The sequence below is a fragment of the Syntrophomonas palmitatica JCM 14374 genome, from assembly GCF_001311885.1.
Classification (GTDB): Bacteria; Bacillota; Syntrophomonadia; order Syntrophomonadales; family Syntrophomonadaceae; genus Syntrophomonas_A; species Syntrophomonas_A palmitatica.
This window is the reverse complement of the sequence record NZ_BBCE01000009.1, coordinates 1-17269: the sequence shown is the minus strand read 5'-3', so window position 1 is coordinate 17269 and position 17269 is coordinate 1. Positions and strand designations below refer to the sequence as shown.

Sequence of the window (17269 nt, the reverse complement as noted above, 5' to 3'; positions counted from 1 at the left end):
GGCGATAAATACTGAGTACAATACAGCTATTCAAAGAACTGCACAACTACCGGGAGATGTTCAGAAACCTGGTCAAGCGGGACCTGCGTACCAGATACAAGGGATCCGTACTGGGTTTTTTATGGACATTTGTAAATCCGCTGCTGCAGCTGGTGGTTTTTTCGGCTATTTTCTCCACCGTTTTACGCATGAATGTGGACAAATACCCCATGTTTCTATTTGTTGCCCTGCTTCCCTGGCTGTTTTTCGCTAACTGCACCCAGGCAGGCACAGGTCTGATTTTAAACTACGGCAATTTAATAAAAAAGATATATTTTCCCCGTGATATACTTCCCCTGGCCAATACTACAGCTGGTTTGATCAATCTGGCCTTGAGCTTTCTGGTGGCATTTGTGGCCTTAATATTATTTAAGATACCATTAACAATGAGTCTGATAGCCCTGCCGTTGATTATGTTAATACAATACATATTTACCCTGGGGTTTGTTTATTTACTTTCAGCCTTGAATGTATACTTTCGAGACATTGAACACCTGTGGGGAATTATAATCATGGCCTGGTTTTATCTAACTCCTATCGTATACCCGCTGGACATGGTACCCGTAAAATACCTGGAAATGTTTTTCTATAACCCCTTCACCGCCTTTATACTGGCTTACCGGGATATATTGTATCGTGGCATCTTCCCTAATTTCGTATTATTGCTAAATCTAGCTGCTATTTCAATACTAGTATTGATATTTGGCTATTTTATTTTTAAGAGATTGGAACGAGGTTTTGCTGAAGCAGTATAAGGAGAATCAACTGTGGATTATGCGATAGAAGTAAAAGACATATGGAAAAAATACCGTATTTACCATGACCGCAGCTATACCCTGAAGGAAACCCTGCTATTCCGTAACCGCAACCGTTACGAAGACCTGTGGGCTCTTAAAGGGGTGGATTTAAAGGTGAAGCCGGGACAAACCATAGGTCTTATAGGGCAAAACGGTTCAGGTAAGAGTACTCTGTTAAAACTGATGTCTCGCATCATCTACCCGACCGTGGCAGCATCAGAATAAACGGCAAGGTATCCAGCCTGCTTGAACTGGGAGCCGGGTTTCATCCTGACTTCACAGGTTTGGAGAACATATATATGAATGCGGCCATATTCGGTATGACTCGCAAAGAAATTGAGAGAAAATTGGACGACATTATCGAATTCTCCGAACTGGGTGACTTTATCACCAGTCCGGTAAGGACCTATTCTTCGGGAATGTACATGAGACTGGCCTTTGCGGTAGCCGTAAATGTGGATCCCGATATCTTGCTCATTGATGAAATCTTATCGGTAGGGGATGAGAGCTTTCAGAAAAAGTGCTTTTCATATATGCAGGACATTAAGCAAAAGGGTTGCACTATGGTTATTGTATCCCATAGCCTGGGCGAAATTAAAAAAATCTGTGATCAAGTCGTATGGCTACATGATGGAATTATAAAAATAAACGGAGAATGCGATTTTGTTATTGACCAGTATCGAAATCAAATGCTCGCTTCCGCTGATCCGCAGATAAAAAGTGCTCCGGAGCAATCGCATTATTTCCCTCCCGACCCCGATCCCTCCAGAGACATCGTAACTCAGGATATCGGAGGGAGAACCGGCGTCGGCGTAACTCCTAGCAGATGGGGAACTGGCCAGGCTGAAATATACGATGTTACTATTAGAAATAGTTTAAATGAGATTAAGACTTCTTTTAATTATGGAGAAGAAGTTATTATACAATATTCATATCAGCTCAAAGACTCCCTTCAAGATGTAGTTTTCGGCCTCGGTATTTTTCTGCGGGACGGAACGAGATGCTACGGTACGAATACTGAATTAGCTCAGTTGTTTTTTCCTCTTATGGACAAGGGGAGAACGGGAAAGGTAAGGATATCCATGTCAAATCTATATTTAACCGACGGGGAATACGTAGTTAACGTCGCCATTCATAATAAAGATGGGGTATCTTTCGATTATCATCATCGGCTTTATGCTTTCCGCATCGTATCAGGCTCCAATGAAATAGGAATTGTTCGGCCGCATATTCAGTGGCAGGTGCAGTAGGAGGTACATATGCAGGAACCAGGCAAGCTTACGGTGGAAGAAGTAATGGATCGTATTAAACAGGCAATGACCGTTATCAAGTTGAATAATGATTTGTCTCCAGAACAAGAACGACAACAGACTTTTGTCCCGGAGAATTCAAACCATATGGAAGCCAAGCTTAATCAAATGGATATGGAAATCCGTCAGAATAATCTCAAATGGAATATTAATAATGAATGGCTAATTACGTCCCATCGCAAGTATATAGGGAAGATTATTGTATTTGGGAAAAAGGTGGCCCGCAAGTTGCTGCGCTGGTATATAAACCCTCCATGGGACCAGCAGCGTGAATTTAACGGGAGTGTTACCCGGTCAATAAACTTGATGGGAGATATGATTCATTTATTGATGCAGCAAAACCTGGATTTAAATAGACAGGTGATCGAACTAAACCAGCAAAATGATATCCAAAGTGATATTGATTTACTTAAGTCGAATATTAACGAAATAGACAAGCAAATAGAAAGCCAACACAACCTCAATGACACTATTTTAAATAGTTTTAATGATATAAATATCCAAGTATCTAATATAAACACACGACTAACAGTTTCACAAAGCGCGTTTATAGAAATATGTAAGACAGTGATGTTCTTTTTCGCAGAGAAAAACCCGGAACTGTCTATGGCCCTGGCAGTTGAACTGATCAAATTATTTGGGGATCAAGAGTTTATTGATTTTGCTCATCAATTAAACGAAAGAATTACCCTCAGGGAGTATCACGCATGAGACTAGCAGTATTAACAACCTACTTGACCAGATGGGGACACATTGATGCCCTGCGTAAAGAAGCGCGTATTCTTTATGGATTATTGAACCAAGAGAGACCTCATGATGAAATATTCGTGGTTTCAGTGGAAGACGAGATAAATCCAGTTGGCATTGATATGGGTAAAGGTATCTTTTTGACGAGTTTCGAAAGACTTAACGAATTGATTGATAAATTGGCACTGGATGTTATACATATTATTGAGGCAACGCCGTTTTTATTGGCTATAATTCTTAAAGGAAGAACTAAATTACCCTGTAAGGTAATTGTTAACTGTGTTGACAACAATCCCCTGGAAGGAATTAATGAAAATGATTTGGAGGATATACTGCACATATCGGAATATAATGAATGCCATTTTTTCTGTTATTCTGAACATGCCCAGGAGGTATTAAAAAAGGCCGGAATCAGGAATGTTTCACAGACCTTACCTCTACTGGATAGTTCATTTTATTTAAAAGAAGTACCAAAGGCAAACCAATATGAATCTACAATGCCGCTAAATTTAGGATTTGCATCCAGTCCTTTTCATGAGGACAGTTTTTCGGCCAGGGGTTTAAATTTAATAGTTGATCTATTAAGGCAGGATAAAACGAATTTTAATTTAAAAATACCTTGGCGGGAGGAATCACTGAGCCTCCGGATGTTCTAATTTTAGATGAGAGGGTCCAAATCAGTTATGGTTTTATTGATATGGACAAATTTTTTAAAGAGATAGATGTTTATCTTCTGCCTTTTGGGGAAGAGGGGCGTAATCATGCCTGTCCACATTCTTTTTGGGAGGCTGTATATTATAGAAAGCCCCTGGTAGTAACCGAAAAGGTCGGTATTGCATCTATTGTGAACAAATATGGAATCGGGGCCGTAGCAAAAGCTGATGCACAGTATTTTGCGGAGGCCATCAACAAGGTATGTGGTAATTATCAGTATTATGTAGATAGGATCTGCTCTACAAGAGACCAGATTTTGGCGGATATTCTCGATCAGAAGAAAATAATTGGCAAATATATTGCTGAATATAAGTCCTTACTATCCGATCCCAGTCAGGTGATTACTCTAACCGGGTGGAGGCAAGCAGTGCTTTCAAACGACAAAACCTGGTTAAAGGACGGCAATCATTAAAGAAATACTACTTGAGCCAGGCTGAAGCCGAATCCTACCGGGAAAAACGTTTTGAAGACTTCCCCATGAATATATGTAATATGATGGAAAAGCAAGTACTGGACATAGTTTTAGGAGATAAAAAAGCCGGTTGTAAAAAACCGATGGAACTTCTAGATATTGCTGCGGGGGAAGGACGCATTTCAGAAATATTATGTAAATACGGCAATATAACTTTGCTGGAAAACTCAACGAATATGTTAAAGGTTCTGCTTGACCGTTTTAAAGATAATGACCAGAATATAGTGGTTATAAAAGGAGACTTTCTTGAACTGAATCTGGACCATTTAAACAAGCGATTTGATGTAATTACAACGTTCAGATTTATCAGGCATTTTGAGTATCTTGACCGTCAGCAGATTTATAGACGTATAAATGAATTACTGGATGACAGGGGAATTTTTATTTTTGACGTACCCAACAAATATACAGAAATAAAGCTAAGGAATAAATTAGGCTGGGAAAATTTTAATATATATGATGTGTTCTGGACAGCGGAGAGCCTGGAGCAAGAACTTGAAATGAATAGCTTTAAACTTAATAAATTATTTGGAGTGGGCCAATATTGCTTCAAGGAATTTTTAGAGTTTGATTTTAACTTGCCTATGTCCTGGGTGGCAGTAGCTGAAAAACGTCATCAGCAATAAAGAGTATCAGGAGAACAGTTTAATATGAAAAAAAAGCGAATCCTTATAACCTTTGCCGGGGTTCCTTTTATAAAAGGGGGAGCCGAGGTATGTGTTGAATCTCTGTACAATCAACTCAAGTATCGTGGATATCAAGTTGAGACAATCAATCTTCCTTTTCAATGGGAACCGAAATCTGAATTAATTAAGAATATGGTTATGTGGAGATTACTGCAACTGAATCAAATTGCAGGGACACTGGTGGATCTGGTCATTGCTACCAAATTTCCTTCATATATGATCAAACATCCGAATAAGGTTACCTGGCTGTTTCATCAACACCGGGCGATTTATGATCTATATGGTACACCGTACAGCGATTTTAACCCCAATGACCCGAATGATATTATTATTCGCAACCAGATTATTGCAGCAGACAATAAGACTCTAGCCGAATCAAAGAGCATATTTACTATTGCTGATAATACCACCAAACGGCTGAAATACTTTAATAAACTGGATGCCAGGACCTTATATCATCCTCCTAAACATTATGGCAGGTATTACTGTGAGCAATATGGAGATTATATCCTGTCGGTAGGCAGGCTTGAAGGCCTGAAACGAGTAGAATTGCTGATCAAAGCCATGCAATATACAGATAAACAAGTCAAGTGTTTGATTGCTGGTACGGGGGGATTAGCAAGTTATTTAAAGAATCTGGTAGTAGAATTAAAGCTGGATAATAGGGTAAAGCTTTTAGGCTTTGTAGAGGATGAGGAACTATTAAAACTATATGCCAGGTGTTTTGCGGTATTCTTTGCACCCTATGATGAAGATTACGGCTATATAACATTGGAATCTTTTTTGTCTAAAAAACCTGTTATCACATGCCGTGACTCTGGCGGTGTGATGGAGTTTGCGGAACACGGCATCAATTCGCTGGTAGCAGAAACCCCCGAACCAGAGGTCTTTGGTGAATATATTAATCGGTTCTATGCTAATAGGACACTATCAAAAGAGTATGGCCAAAATGGGTTCGATAAAGTGAAAAACATAAATTGGGATTATGTAATAGATCATTTAACTTCGACACTATAACATAAAAAAGGCAAGGTTATGATTATCAATACAATTGCAAGCATTTTGCTTGAACTGAATATCGATGAATCATGTGAAGATATAATACGCAGTTTAGCCCAGGTTATTATAGATTTAGATTTGATGAAAGAGGATTATTGATGAAGATTGCCATTGTTGTACCAAGCCCTGTTCCATATACCATTGGTGGAATGGAAAAGCTGGCCTGGCAAATGACTGAGAAAATCAATGAACTAACAAATCATCAGGCTGAATTGATCAAGCTTCCCTCCAGAGAGCATGATTTTTGGAGCCTGATAGATACATATTACAGGTTTTCTCAATTGGATCTTTCTCATTTTGATATGGTTATCTCTACCAAATACCCAAGCTGGATGGTTAAACATCACAATCATATTTGTTACATGATTCATAAACTTAGAGGGTTGTACGATACTTATCATTTTACTGGCTTACCCACCGAGGTGCACAGTAAGTGTGAATATACCTTGGAACTGGTTAAATTCCTAGATAAAACCTGGTGGCAACCAGATGAAGAGGCATTATGGCAGCAATTGAAGAAATATCGGATGCATAGTAATGAAATTCCCCGGGAGGATACAGCTTTCCCCGGTTCGTTAATTCGTTTACTAGTCCACTACCTTGATAATTTGGCGCTGCAACCATCACGTATTAAAAGATACGGTACCATGTCTAACACGGTTGCTAGGCGAAAAGACTATTTTCCGTCAGGAGAGGTGGTATTCATAGCCAATCCGCCGCCAACTAATGATGCATCCAACAAAATCATCTATGGAGACTATTTTTTCACAGTATCCAGATTGGATAATACCAAGAGAGTAGATATTTTAATAAAGGCGGCAGAACAACTGGATAATGACATAAAGTTGATGATAGCTGGGTCCGGGCCGCAAGAGCAAGAATTTAGGAGTTTAATCAAGGACCAATCTAAAGTGCAGCTATTGGGTTATTGCAGCGATGAGAGGGTTGCTGAATTATATGACAATTGCTTGGCGGTTCTTTATGTTCCCTATGAAGAGGACTATGGTTTGGTAACGGTAGAGGCATTTTTAAGAGGAAAAGCTGTAATAACCTGTTGCGATTCTGGCGGGCCTACTGAATTTATTATAGATGGTCAAAATGGATTTGTGGTTGAGCCAAGGTCGGATTCCATTGCTTCAGCCATGCAGACATTATGGGTGGATAGGCTTAAGGCCAAGGAGATGGGGCAGAAGGGCTTGGAGACAGTTAAAGGCATTAATTGGAGAGGGTTTGTAAACCAATTAATTTTAGAAAATATTTCTGGCAGTGAGAATAGGGTTCCAATTAAAAAGCGCTCCAAAATGATTGTCACTTCAACATTTCCCATTTATCCCCCTCGCGGCGGAGGCAGAGCCGTATTTATAATTTATACAAGCAAGTAGCCAAAGAATATGACGTGGAAATTATATCTATTACAAATCATGATCAGCCAGCTTTTCAGGGAGAAATTGCTCTAGGCTTATGGGAACATCGTATTCCAAAAACTCAAAAACATCAGGCTAGGGAATGGGAGCTTGAAAAAACCGCCGGAGTCCCGGTAACCGATGTAGCTATGCCCATGCTGTCACAGTATACACCTGCTTATAGGAGGGTACTGGAACAACATGCAAAAAACGCGGAAATTATAGTTATATCTCATCCATATTTAGTAAACGAAGGGCTAAGACTTACAGGAAAGCATAAGTTGATTTATGAGGCCCATAATGTTGAGTATGATCTTAAGAAGAGATTGTTAAAACCAGATGCTAAAAAACTTATTGATGAAGTTTTCAGAGTTGAAAAACTATGTTGTGATAAAGCATCATTAATAATGACCTGTTCTGAGGAAGATAGTTTACGCTTAGCGGAATTATATAATGTTAATAGTGATAAATTTGTAGTTGTACCTAATGGAGTAGATACTGCCGAAACGCCTTTTACATCCCTGGACCAACGATATAAAAATAAGAAAAAACTTGGCCTCGAAAATGAAACCTTGGTTCTTTTTATGGGAAGCTGGCATCCACCGAATTTGGAGGCTTGTGAAGAAATATTTAAGATGGCCAGGCAATTGCCGGAAGTTAAATTCCTGTTAATGGGGAGTCAATGTTTAGCGTTTGAGAACCGCAATATACCATCGAATGTTGGATTATTAGGAATAGTAGATGATGATGAAAAACGGTTAATTTTAAGTATTGTAGATATTGCTTTGAATCCTATGCAGTCTGGGTCCGGGACTAATCTTAAGATGTTTGACTATATGGCGGCTGGAATACCCATTATTTCGACTGAATTTGGCGCTAGAGGAATAGATATTAAAAAGCATTTGATTATATCTAATGTTGAGAAAATGCCAGAAAGAATATTTGAGATTATGCAAGATAATCAAGAAAAAAGAAAACAAATAATTCATAGTGGATATAAATTAATTAGGGAAAATTTCGATTGGCAGAGAATTGCTTCAATTTTAAACCAAAAACTAGAAAGTCTTAATATCATATAAGTTGCATTTTATAATACTGAAAGGATTGATTTGTATTAATAACCAACAAAGAGAGAAAATTGTAATATTAATTATAGCTTTGCTCTTTATTTTAACTTTTTTACCCTTAATGCATACTGGATTTACCACTAATGATGATTCGAGAACTGCATTATGGGTTCATATAGCTCAATTACAAGGGAATTATATTGATTTTGCAACTAATATGGCACAAACACAGGGACGCATTATATTCTATATCTCATGGTTTGTTAGTATGATTCCCTATATCGTACATAAAACATGGTTTTATCAACTAATAGCAAAAGGTTCCATCGTATTAAATATCTTATTGTTTTACTGTTTAATTGTCCGCTTTTCATTTAGTAAAAAACTTGGATTACTTTGTCTAGTTCTGTTTCTTGTATGTATTCAAAATAGTTGGGAACATAATTTGTTGGTTTCTTATCCATTTCTTTTTTCTTCAGGATTAAGTCTCTTTTTAATATCTTTATTAACTCTTGATAAATATTATCATTCTAAAAACAAATATTTAATATTATTGAGTATGGGATCATTTCTCATTTCAATGGCCATTTATGAATATTTTATTTTAAATTTATTTCTTCTATTCATAGTTATTTTTATAAATCAAGATAAAACTACAAATTTTAAAATAATTAATGTTATAAAAGAAGGTCTTCCTATTATAGGAACAACTGCAATTTATTTAACTGTCTATATAATTTATAGAAATTATTTCCCTTCGGCTTATGAAGGAGCTATAGTTTCTAAATTCTCCTTATCACTCATTTTAAAGACCATTTATCAATACAGTATTTCATCGTTTCCATTATATATCTATTTTCATTATGGATTTCTTTTTGATATATATTCGGATTTAGCATCAGGGCATTCATATAATTTGATTTACCTTTTAAAAAATGCTAATTCTGCCTGGATAGCTAAAGCAATATTAGCATCATCATTTATTTATTTTCTTTTGGAGCATAAAGAAAAAAATAATATCCAAAAAGGCTATAACATTATTTCTTATTGTTTCAATATTTGTGATCATATCTCCTAGCTTATTAATTGGTATTACGCCTAAGTACCAACAGTGGGTACAAAATGGTTCTATAGGATATACTGTTAATTACTTTTCTTTTTTTGGTGTAATTTTATTTATAGGTACCATAATACTTTGGATATATAATAATATTAAGAATAAATATGTTCGACAAAGCTATGTAATGTTGACAGTGTTATTGATAACTTATGTAAGTATTGCAACAGATTATTCAAATAATCTTATTACTAAGAGTCAAAATTTATCACAGGATAAATGGAGAATCGTTGATTTTTTTCTTAAAACCGATCAGTTTAATAATATTCCAGAAAATAGCGTTATATTAGCCCCATCATTATGGAACTATCACGGAATAGTTCAGAATTTTCCAGAATATTGGTCAGATTATTTCACATATGAAGGAAAAAAACATGTAACTGTCTGTATGGACCAAAGTGAATTTAAAAGATCTATAGCTTTACAAAATAATCCATCAGCATATTTTATTAAATACTCGCAGGAACCGAAAGAATCTAATCAATTTTTGATTTTCGCTAGTTTAATTCCAGATAATATAGAAAACAATGAAAGATTATTTACTAATGAATTTTTAATAATTTCTAATTCAAAGAATAAGAAAGCAACTATATTTGGACAGACTTATTTACGGGGAAAGAAATTGGCTAATATATATTTAAACGGGAATTTAACATTATCTACAGAAAATGATTTTTATTCGCTTTCGATAGATGATAATAATAAAAAGAATTCACCGTTTGTTTTAAACATTATCAATAGTGATAAACCAATTGATCTTGAAAGTACGTCATTAACATATTTTACTGATCATAATCGTATTAAAGATATATCATATGAATGGGGTAAAGGTTTTTATAGTTTGGAGGGAGTTCCAGATCAGAACTGGCGATGGTGTGATGCCAATGGAGAATTAACAATTACAAACTTTACTGGAAAAACTAAAAAGGCATTAGTTAGTATGGGAGTTAATACTGGATACTCGGAAATGTCAAATCTAACGATCGAAAGTGATCTTTTCTCTGATAAATTATGTATTAACTCTAGTGGCAAATTAATTAGGAGAGAATTGATTATTCCAGAAGGTACGCATCAAATTATTTTTAAATCTGATGCCAAAAGGGTAGTTGCTCCATCAGATCCAAGAACACTAGTGTTTATGGTCAGAAATTTTAAAATAATTTTCTCTGATTAAAAAAATGATTGTGCAGGGAGATTTTCTATGAAAGGTATTATTCTTGCCGGAGGTAGTGGGACACGCTTATACCCACTGACTAAAGCAATGTCCAAGCAATTACTACCGATATATAACAAGCCGATGATTTATTATCCCTTATCAGTATTGATGCTTTCGGGTATACGCGATATTTTAATTATATCTACTCCTGAAGACACCCCGCGTTTTGAGCAGCTCTTAGGAGATGGCAGCCAGTTTGGATTATCTGTTACATATGCAGTTCAGCCTTCCCCGGATGGTCTGGCGCAAGCCTTTATTATCGGGGAGACTTTCATTGGAAATGACAGGGTAGCCATGATTCTGGGAGACAATATTTATTACGGACAGGGATTTACCCCGATGCTTCAACGTGCTGTAGCCCGAATGGAAGGCGCTACGGTTTTCGCCTACCGGGTCAAGGATCCCGAGCGCTTTGGGGTAATAGAAATAGATTCTGATTACCGCGGGGTATCTATTGAAGAAAAGCCAAAACATCCGAAATCTAATTATGCGGTAACCGGTTTATATTTCTATGATAATAAGGTGGTCACAATTGCCAAGAACCTAAAACCATCTGTCAGGGGAGAATTAGAAATAACTGATTTAAACCGAGTTTATATGGAAATGGGCGAACTGCATGTAGAAGTTTTAGGGAGAGGATTCGCTTGGCTGGATACCGGTACCTTCGATTCTTTACTACAGGCTTCACATTTTGTGGAAACCATTGAGACAAGGCAGGGTTTCATGATCGCGTGTTTGGAAGAGATCGCCTATTATATGGGTTACATAAATCGAGATCAACTCTTAGCTCTCGCAGAATCATTAAAAAAGAATGAATACGGACAATACCTGCTCAACATTGCCGGAGACGAAGAAAAAGCGAATCTGCCTTTCTGGAAGTGGTATGGTGAATTAGCAGAGGGGAGCAAGAAAATTGGATAACAAGCCAGTTTCTATTCTTATCACAGGTGGAGCGGGATTTATTGGCTCAAACTTTATTCCTTATCTCTTAGAAAAGTATCCGTGCTATGCAGTGGTTAATATTGACAAGATAACATATGCCGGTAATCTGGACAACCTCCGTGAGGCCGAAAATAATAATAGGTATCGTTTTATTAAGGGAGATATTTGCAATCGCGAACTCCTGAAGCTATTGTTTAACGAATACGATATCAGAGGAGTCATCCATTTTGCTGCCGAATCGCATGTTGACAACTCGATTATCGGCCCTGATGTCTTTATTCAAACCAATGTCTACGGAACCTTTACGGTTCTAGATGTGGCCAGAGAATACTGGATGCAAGGACCAGGCAGATACAGACCTGGTTATGAGAAATGCCGTTTCCATCATATCTCAACCGATGAGGTATATGGGAGTCTTGGTGAGACAGGATTTTTCAGCGAAGATACGCCCTATGCGCCGAACAGCCCCTACAGCGCCAGTAAAGCTAGTGCTGATATGATAGTAAAAAGCTATTATCACACATACGGATGAATGTAGTTGTCACCAACTGCTCGAACAATTATGGTCCTAAGCAACATAAAGAAAAATTAATTCCAACAATTATCCGTAAAGCATTGGCGGGAGAAAATATTCCCATTTATGGTGACGGAAAAAATGTGCGTGATTGGCTGTATGTGATGGATCACTGCAAAGGAATAGATTTAGTATATCATAAGGGTACTGCAGGGGAAAATTATAATATTGGTGGAAATAATGAGAGAACAAATATAGACATTGCTCAAAACATTTGTGATATATTAGATAGTATTGTAAATAACAGATTGCATCAATTAATGATTGCTTCTTTTAGGGATTTGATTACATTTGTTCCTGATAGGCCAGGCCATGATCGACGTTATGCCATAGATGCTTCAAAGATCAAAACGGAACTTGCTTGGCAACCAGAAGAAAGCTTCCAAAACGGGTTGCAAAAAACTATAGATTGGTATCTTAATTATGCAAGAAAGTAATACTTATATTTCTGTGGTAATACCAGTTTATAATTGTGCAAAAAGTCTGAATGAGCTATATATTCGACTGGAAGATACTCTATCGAATATAAGTCCTGATTTTGAAATCATCTTTGTTAATGATTGCAGCCCTCAACATGATTGGCAGGTGATTACAGAATTAGCAAGTAAGGATGATCGGGTAAAAGGGATAAATCTGTCACGTAATTTTGGGCAGCATAATGCAATAACAGCCGGTTTGGATAATACGTCTGGCGAATGGGTAGTGGTTATGGACGGGGATCTTCAGGATCAGCCAGAGGAAATAATTAAGCTTTATAATAAAGCTCAAGAAGGATACGATATAGTGTTCGGCCGGCGCTATGATAGACAGGATATTTATTTTAAAAAGCTCATGTCGAGGACCTTTAATAAAGTTTTTGAATATTTAGCAGATACAACAACCGATCATACCATTGCTAATTTCAGTATCTGTAATGCCAAGGTTATTGATAGCTTTCGAATGATGAGAGAAAAAAACCGCTCTTACCAGCATTTCATTAAATGGACAGGTTATAATCTCGTTTATATAGATATAGAACATGCCAGTCGGCCTGAGGGTAAAAGTTCCTATACTTTTAGAAAACGATTGGAATTGGCTACACAAATAATTGTGGCTCATTCTAATAAACCCCTTAGACTTTCCATTGGATTTGGCTTTTTGATGACAGTTCTGTCAGTTGTATACGCTGTTTATTTGGTACTTAGATATTTATTATTGGCTAAACCACCTGCTGGATGGACAAGCGTAATGGTTTCATTATATTTTTTATGCGGCTTGCTATTTGCTAATTTTGGAATTGTAGGTTTATACATCGGAAAGATTTTTGATGAAACAAAGAATAGACCACTGTATTTAATAGATGATCGTATAAATATCTAATTTTAATACCCCTGACACGTATCTTAATTTGAACTGCCAGAGAATATCAGGAGGAAACATACTATGAACCTTAGTTTAAAACGCCTTACAGAAAATGAACTCGAATTACTTATGAACTGGCGGATGAGTGATGAAGTTAACCGATATATGGCTACTTCTCCCAAATTAACTATGGAGGGCCAATATAAATGGTTTGAACAATTAAAAAATGATAAAACACGCATACGCTGGATCATATGGGCTGATGATATTCCAATTGGATCTATGTACCTAGATGAAATTGATTATGAAAATTCAAGTTGCTCTGGACCGGGATGGTTTATTGTTGAAAAAAAATATTTAGACTTTAAACAATTGGTATCATTGCATAGGAACTGCTGCGATTATGTATTCAATGTTTTGGGACTTAATAGACTATATGGCAGTGTAATGACAGAAAATAAAGGGGTTCTTCAACTGGTAAAATTATGCGGTTTTGAGATCGAAGGAGAACGAAAACATGTAGAAAAAGACGGTGTTTTTCACGACTGGATATTGGTTGGACTGACCAGAGACCAATGGGAAAGTAAAAAAGAAAGATTTGGTTTTGAAAAAATCGATATTGAGTCTTAAAAGGAAGGGCTGACTATGGAGCAAACGGCATTGTTTAATTTAGATGCTTTCGAAATTCAAAAATATCAGCAAAATCGGTATCCATTATTATTTATTGATTATGTTGAAGAAGTCATTCCGGGAAAAAGCGCAAGAGGATACAAAAATTTTACATATAATGAATGGTTTTTTCCAGCTCATTTTGAAGACGAGCCAAATGTGCCTGGTTTTATCCAAGTTGAAGCATTGACGCAAATGTTTCTAATGACTTTTTTAACTATTCCAAGTAATAAAGGTAAGAAGACGAGTTTTGTATCAATAGAAAATGCAAAATTTAAAAGAAAAATTATCCCCGGGGACAGACTTGATATAAGTTCAGAATTAAAGTTTTTCCGGCGTGGTCTTGCTAAAGGTATTTCAACAGGGCATGTCAAAGGAGAATTGGCATGCTCGATTGACCTGGTTATAACGATTCCGGATATTCTTAACGAATTTAAACCAAAGATAAATGACTAATTAGAAATGGTATTTTAAAATATTATTGTATTGTGTAACAATGATTTGGAACAAGGGGCAATATTATGCGTGTAGCTGATTATGTGATACAAAGAATATATGAAGAAGGAGCCCAACATATATTCATGGTAACTGGACGAGGTATTCTCTACTTGTCTGATGCTGTTGCTAAACATAAGGACATTATACCTATTTCAGTACATCATGAACAATCTGGCGCTTATGCTGCAGTCGCATATGCACAGTATAATGAAAAAATTGGCGCGTGTCTTGTATCAACAGGATGTGCATCTACAAACGCTATTACAGGAGTTTTGAATGCCTGGCAAGACGGGGTACCATGTATATTCATTTCCGGACAAAATAAATTATATGAAACGGTACGTTATACAGGTATTAATATCAGAACATTTGGATCACAGGAAACAGATATCATTTCAATTATTAAACCGATAACTAAATACTGTACCATGATTGACGATCCCCAAAATATTGCTTTGGAAATGGATAAGGCATTTTTCTTTGCTAAAAGTGGAAGGAAAGGTCCGGTGTGGATCGATATACCGGTTGATGTTCAGAATATGCGGGTAGAGCCCGAAGAATTACAACGATATGTTCCAGATGACATAATATTTAAACCAGACCCTGAGGATATTCAATATATTAGGAAAGAACTCAAAAAAGCGAAACGTCCTGTTATTTTAATAGGAAGTGGGATTCGTTCGGCAAATGCCGTAGAAGAATTCAAAGCGTTTTTGAAGAAAAATCCGTTTCCTGTAACCTTTGCTTGTTCAGCAGTAGATACATACGGTGCAGACTATGAATTATCAATCGGAGCTGTAGGCAGTATAGGAGGTACCAGAGCCGGTAATTTTGCTGTACAAAATTCGGATTTGTTGCTGGTGCTTGGATGCCGTTTATCTCCTATGACTACGGGATCCGAATACGAGAAGTTCGCCAGAGCGGCACAGATTATAGTAATCGATATTGATAGAATTGAACATTCGAAAAATACAGTAAGAATCGATAGATTGGTTGTATCTGATCTAAAAGAATTTATTGAACAATTAAACAATGAGGACCTAAAATGTGCAGATAAAGAATGGATAAAGAAGTGCATTCATTGGAAAACAATATTTCCCAAATGTGAAGAAAAATATAGAGCCAGTGAAAAGATCGACTTGTATTACCTAGCAGATTGTTTATCAAAATTAATGGATGATAATTTTGTGCTGTTAAGCGATGCGGGACTTGAGGAAATAATAATTCCTTCCACCATAAGCTTTAAAGCAGGACAACGATGCATACACCCCGTTTCTCAGGGGTCTATGGGATTTGCCTTACCTGCTTCAATTGGTGCATATTATGCCAGCAAACATCCAATAACCGCTGTAATCGGTGATGGTTCGATAATGATGAATTTACAGGAATTGCAAACAATTAAATATTACAATATCCCCGTACGAATAATTATAATAAACAATAATGTTTATTCAGTTATTAGAACCAGGCAGAAAGATATATTCAGAACACGAACTATAGGAACAGATTATACCAACGGGGTATCATGTCCCAACTTTAATAAGGTTGCGGAGTGTTTTGATATACCTTATATGATTATTGATAACAAGAATGATCTCGAAGATAAATTGGATAAGCTGTTAAGGGTTAATGGACCAATCATTTGCGAAATTTTCTGTGATGAAAACCAGGAATTTATTCGAAATTCCTATGCGCTTAATTCGCAAAGACGTATCGTAAATAGATCCCTGGAGGATCAAGCACCGTTTATGAACCGAGAATTGTTTTTAAAAGAAATGATTATAGATCCTATTGACCAATAAATATGCAGAAAGGAGTAAATATGGCTAGGTGTATATTTCGTGATAACACGGTTATATCAGATTTTGGAACTCCATACTTTGTCGCTGAAGTCAATACGAGTCATAATGGAAATATTAATACTGCAAAACTTATGATTGATAAAGCCATTGAAGCTGGCTGTTCGTGTGTTAAGTTCCAGTCATGGTCTGCTGAAACATTGTATTCTAAGACATATTACAAGGATAATCCTATAGCGAAAAGAATAGTAAGCAAGCTGGCATTAAATGAAAAGCAACTGTTAGAAGTTGCGCATTATTGCACTGATCATGGGATATCTTTTTCTTCAACACCTTATTCAAAACAAGAAGTGGATTTTCTACTTGAACAATGTAAGGTACCATATATTAAGGTAGCATCAATGGATCTAAATAATTATCCTTTTCTCGATTATATTGCAAAAACAGGGGCTCCCATTGTCCTCTCCACCGGGATGAGTGAAATCGAAGAAGTTCGCAAGGCTGTTAATGTTATCAAAGATTCCGGGAACAATAACATCTGCTTGCTTCATTGTATATCAATATACCCGCCGGAACTTTCCACTATCAATCTAAATAATATTTTAGGCTTAAGAATTGAATTTCCAGATTATCCGATAGGTTTTTCGGATCACTCTATAGGAACTGAAATTGCGACAGCCTCAGTAGCTCTGGGTGCAGCATTAATTGAAAAACATTTAACCTTAGACCGTACAAAGATTGGTATGGATAATCAAATGGCAACTGAACCGGACGAAATGGCTTTACTTATACGCAATTGCAATAATGTGCATATAGCGC

19 protein-coding genes and 1 pseudogene are annotated in these 17269 nt (G+C 36.7%); all 20 read left to right on the top strand.

The features are described 5' to 3' along the window. Nucleotides 1-56: 56 nt before the first annotated feature. A complete protein-coding gene (locus tag JCM14374_RS06345) occupies nt 57-794 on the top strand; it encodes an ABC transporter permease (RefSeq protein ID WP_083453910.1) in 738 nt (245 codons plus the stop codon). A 12-nt stretch (nt 795-806) separates the two neighbouring features. Next, a complete protein-coding gene (locus JCM14374_RS14550) occupies nt 807-1061 on the top strand; it encodes an ATP-binding cassette domain-containing protein (RefSeq protein WP_242848863.1) in 255 nt (84 codons plus the stop codon). 74 nt (nt 1062-1135) lie between these two features. Continuing rightward, nucleotides 1136-2086 carry an ABC transporter ATP-binding protein gene (locus JCM14374_RS14545; RefSeq protein WP_242848862.1) on the top strand — a complete coding sequence of 317 codons (951 nt, stop codon included), beginning with the start codon at nt 1136-1138 and terminating at the stop codon, nt 2084-2086. A 9-nt stretch (nt 2087-2095) separates the two neighbouring features. Then, complete coding sequence (locus tag JCM14374_RS06335) at nt 2096-2857, top strand: hypothetical protein (protein WP_054694971.1); 762 nt, start codon at nt 2096-2098, stop codon at nt 2855-2857. Beyond that, complete coding sequence (locus JCM14374_RS06330) at nt 2854-3549, top strand: hypothetical protein (protein WP_054694968.1); 696 nt, start codon at nt 2854-2856, stop codon at nt 3547-3549. Before JCM14374_RS06335 ends, JCM14374_RS06330 begins: the two co-directional genes overlap by 4 nt. Beyond that, nucleotides 3513-4019 carry a glycosyltransferase gene (locus JCM14374_RS06325; protein ID WP_054694965.1) on the top strand — a complete coding sequence of 169 codons (507 nt, stop codon included), beginning with the start codon at nt 3513-3515 and terminating at the stop codon, nt 4017-4019. The genes JCM14374_RS06330 and JCM14374_RS06325 overlap by 37 nt, the downstream gene beginning before the upstream one ends. Further along, nucleotides 3962-4705 (top strand): class I SAM-dependent methyltransferase, encoded by a 744-nt coding sequence (locus JCM14374_RS06320; RefSeq protein ID WP_157048999.1) that lies wholly within the window; start codon nt 3962-3964, stop codon nt 4703-4705. Before JCM14374_RS06325 ends, JCM14374_RS06320 begins: the two co-directional genes overlap by 58 nt. 24 nt (nt 4706-4729) lie before the next feature. Further along, complete coding sequence (locus JCM14374_RS06315) at nt 4730-5782, top strand: glycosyltransferase family 4 protein (protein ID WP_054694960.1); 1053 nt, start codon at nt 4730-4732, stop codon at nt 5780-5782. An 18-nt stretch (nt 5783-5800) separates the two neighbouring features. Further along, entirely contained in the window at nt 5801-5923 is a 123-nt protein-coding gene (locus JCM14374_RS15205) for a hypothetical protein (RefSeq protein WP_278279243.1), read from the top strand. Next, nucleotides 5923-7206, top strand: coding sequence for a glycosyltransferase family 4 protein (locus tag JCM14374_RS06310; protein WP_054694957.1), 1284 nt, complete (start codon nt 5923-5925; stop codon nt 7204-7206). Before JCM14374_RS15205 ends, JCM14374_RS06310 begins: the two co-directional genes overlap by 1 nt. Nucleotides 7207-7220: 14 nt before the next feature. After that, nucleotides 7221-8306, top strand: coding sequence for a glycosyltransferase (locus JCM14374_RS06305; RefSeq protein ID WP_054694954.1), 1086 nt, complete (start codon nt 7221-7223; stop codon nt 8304-8306). 1 nt (nt 8307) lies between these two features. After that, nucleotides 8308-9372 (top strand): hypothetical protein, encoded by a 1065-nt coding sequence (locus JCM14374_RS06300; RefSeq protein WP_054694951.1) that lies wholly within the window; start codon nt 8308-8310, stop codon nt 9370-9372. After that, on the top strand, nt 9356-10585 hold the full coding sequence (locus JCM14374_RS06295) for a hypothetical protein (RefSeq protein WP_054694948.1): 1230 nt from the start codon (nt 9356-9358) through the stop codon (nt 10583-10585). Before JCM14374_RS06300 ends, JCM14374_RS06295 begins: the two co-directional genes overlap by 17 nt. Nucleotides 10586-10612: 27 nt before the next feature. Then, nucleotides 10613-11548 (top strand): glucose-1-phosphate thymidylyltransferase RfbA, encoded by a 936-nt coding sequence (rfbA, locus tag JCM14374_RS06290; RefSeq protein WP_054694945.1) that lies wholly within the window; start codon nt 10613-10615, stop codon nt 11546-11548. After that, nucleotides 11541-12580, top strand: a pseudogene (gene rfbB / locus JCM14374_RS15715) (dTDP-glucose 4,6-dehydratase). The gene rfbA and the pseudogene rfbB overlap by 8 nt, the downstream one beginning before the upstream one ends. Beyond that, the gene (locus JCM14374_RS06280; RefSeq protein ID WP_054694942.1) at nt 12567-13502 is read left to right on the top strand and encodes a glycosyltransferase family 2 protein; all 936 of its coding nucleotides are present in this window, start codon (nt 12567-12569) and stop codon (nt 13500-13502) included. The pseudogene rfbB and the gene JCM14374_RS06280 overlap by 14 nt, the downstream one beginning before the upstream one ends. Before the next feature lie 63 nt (nt 13503-13565). Then, nucleotides 13566-14114: a GNAT family N-acetyltransferase gene (locus JCM14374_RS06275; protein ID WP_054694939.1), complete on the top strand. Its 549-nt coding sequence runs from the start codon at nt 13566-13568 to the stop codon at nt 14112-14114. 15 nt (nt 14115-14129) lie between these two features. Beyond that, entirely contained in the window at nt 14130-14609 is a 480-nt protein-coding gene (locus tag JCM14374_RS06270) for a 3-hydroxyacyl-ACP dehydratase FabZ family protein (RefSeq protein WP_054694936.1), read from the top strand. 65 nt (nt 14610-14674) lie between these two features. Next, complete coding sequence (locus JCM14374_RS06265; protein WP_207641600.1) at nt 14675-16453, top strand: thiamine pyrophosphate-binding protein; 1779 nt, start codon at nt 14675-14677, stop codon at nt 16451-16453. Nucleotides 16454-16473: 20 nt separating this feature from the next. Beyond that, the coding region (locus JCM14374_RS06260) for an N-acetylneuraminate synthase family protein (RefSeq protein ID WP_054694929.1) at nt 16474-17269 on the top strand (796 nt) is incomplete at its 3' end.

What these genes read in the sequence shown, in the direction of transcription:
- JCM14374_RS06275 (WP_054694939.1), top strand. Translation starts at nt 13,566, where the DNA reads ATGAACCTTAGTTTAAAACGCCTTACAGAAAATGAACTCGAATTACTT.
- JCM14374_RS06330 (WP_054694968.1), top strand. Translation starts at nt 2,854, where the DNA reads ATGAGACTAGCAGTATTAACAACCTACTTGACCAGATGGGGACACATT.
- JCM14374_RS06265 (WP_207641600.1), top strand. Translation starts at nt 14,675, where the DNA reads ATGCGTGTAGCTGATTATGTGATACAAAGAATATATGAAGAAGGAGCC.
- JCM14374_RS06280 (WP_054694942.1), top strand. Translation starts at nt 12,567, where the DNA reads ATGCAAGAAAGTAATACTTATATTTCTGTGGTAATACCAGTTTATAAT.
- JCM14374_RS06270 (WP_054694936.1), top strand. Translation starts at nt 14,130, where the DNA reads ATGGAGCAAACGGCATTGTTTAATTTAGATGCTTTCGAAATTCAAAAA.
- JCM14374_RS06315 (WP_054694960.1), top strand. Translation starts at nt 4,730, where the DNA reads ATGAAAAAAAAGCGAATCCTTATAACCTTTGCCGGGGTTCCTTTTATA.
- rfbA (WP_054694945.1), top strand. Translation starts at nt 10,613, where the DNA reads ATGAAAGGTATTATTCTTGCCGGAGGTAGTGGGACACGCTTATACCCA.
- JCM14374_RS06310 (WP_054694957.1), top strand. Translation starts at nt 5,923, where the DNA reads ATGAAGATTGCCATTGTTGTACCAAGCCCTGTTCCATATACCATTGGT.
- JCM14374_RS06335 (WP_054694971.1), top strand. Translation starts at nt 2,096, where the DNA reads ATGCAGGAACCAGGCAAGCTTACGGTGGAAGAAGTAATGGATCGTATT.
- JCM14374_RS15205 (WP_278279243.1), top strand. Translation starts at nt 5,801, where the DNA reads ATGATTATCAATACAATTGCAAGCATTTTGCTTGAACTGAATATCGAT.
- JCM14374_RS14545 (WP_242848862.1), top strand. Translation starts at nt 1,136, where the DNA reads ATGAATGCGGCCATATTCGGTATGACTCGCAAAGAAATTGAGAGAAAA.
- JCM14374_RS06345 (WP_083453910.1), top strand. Translation starts at nt 57, where the DNA reads ATGTTCAGAAACCTGGTCAAGCGGGACCTGCGTACCAGATACAAGGGA.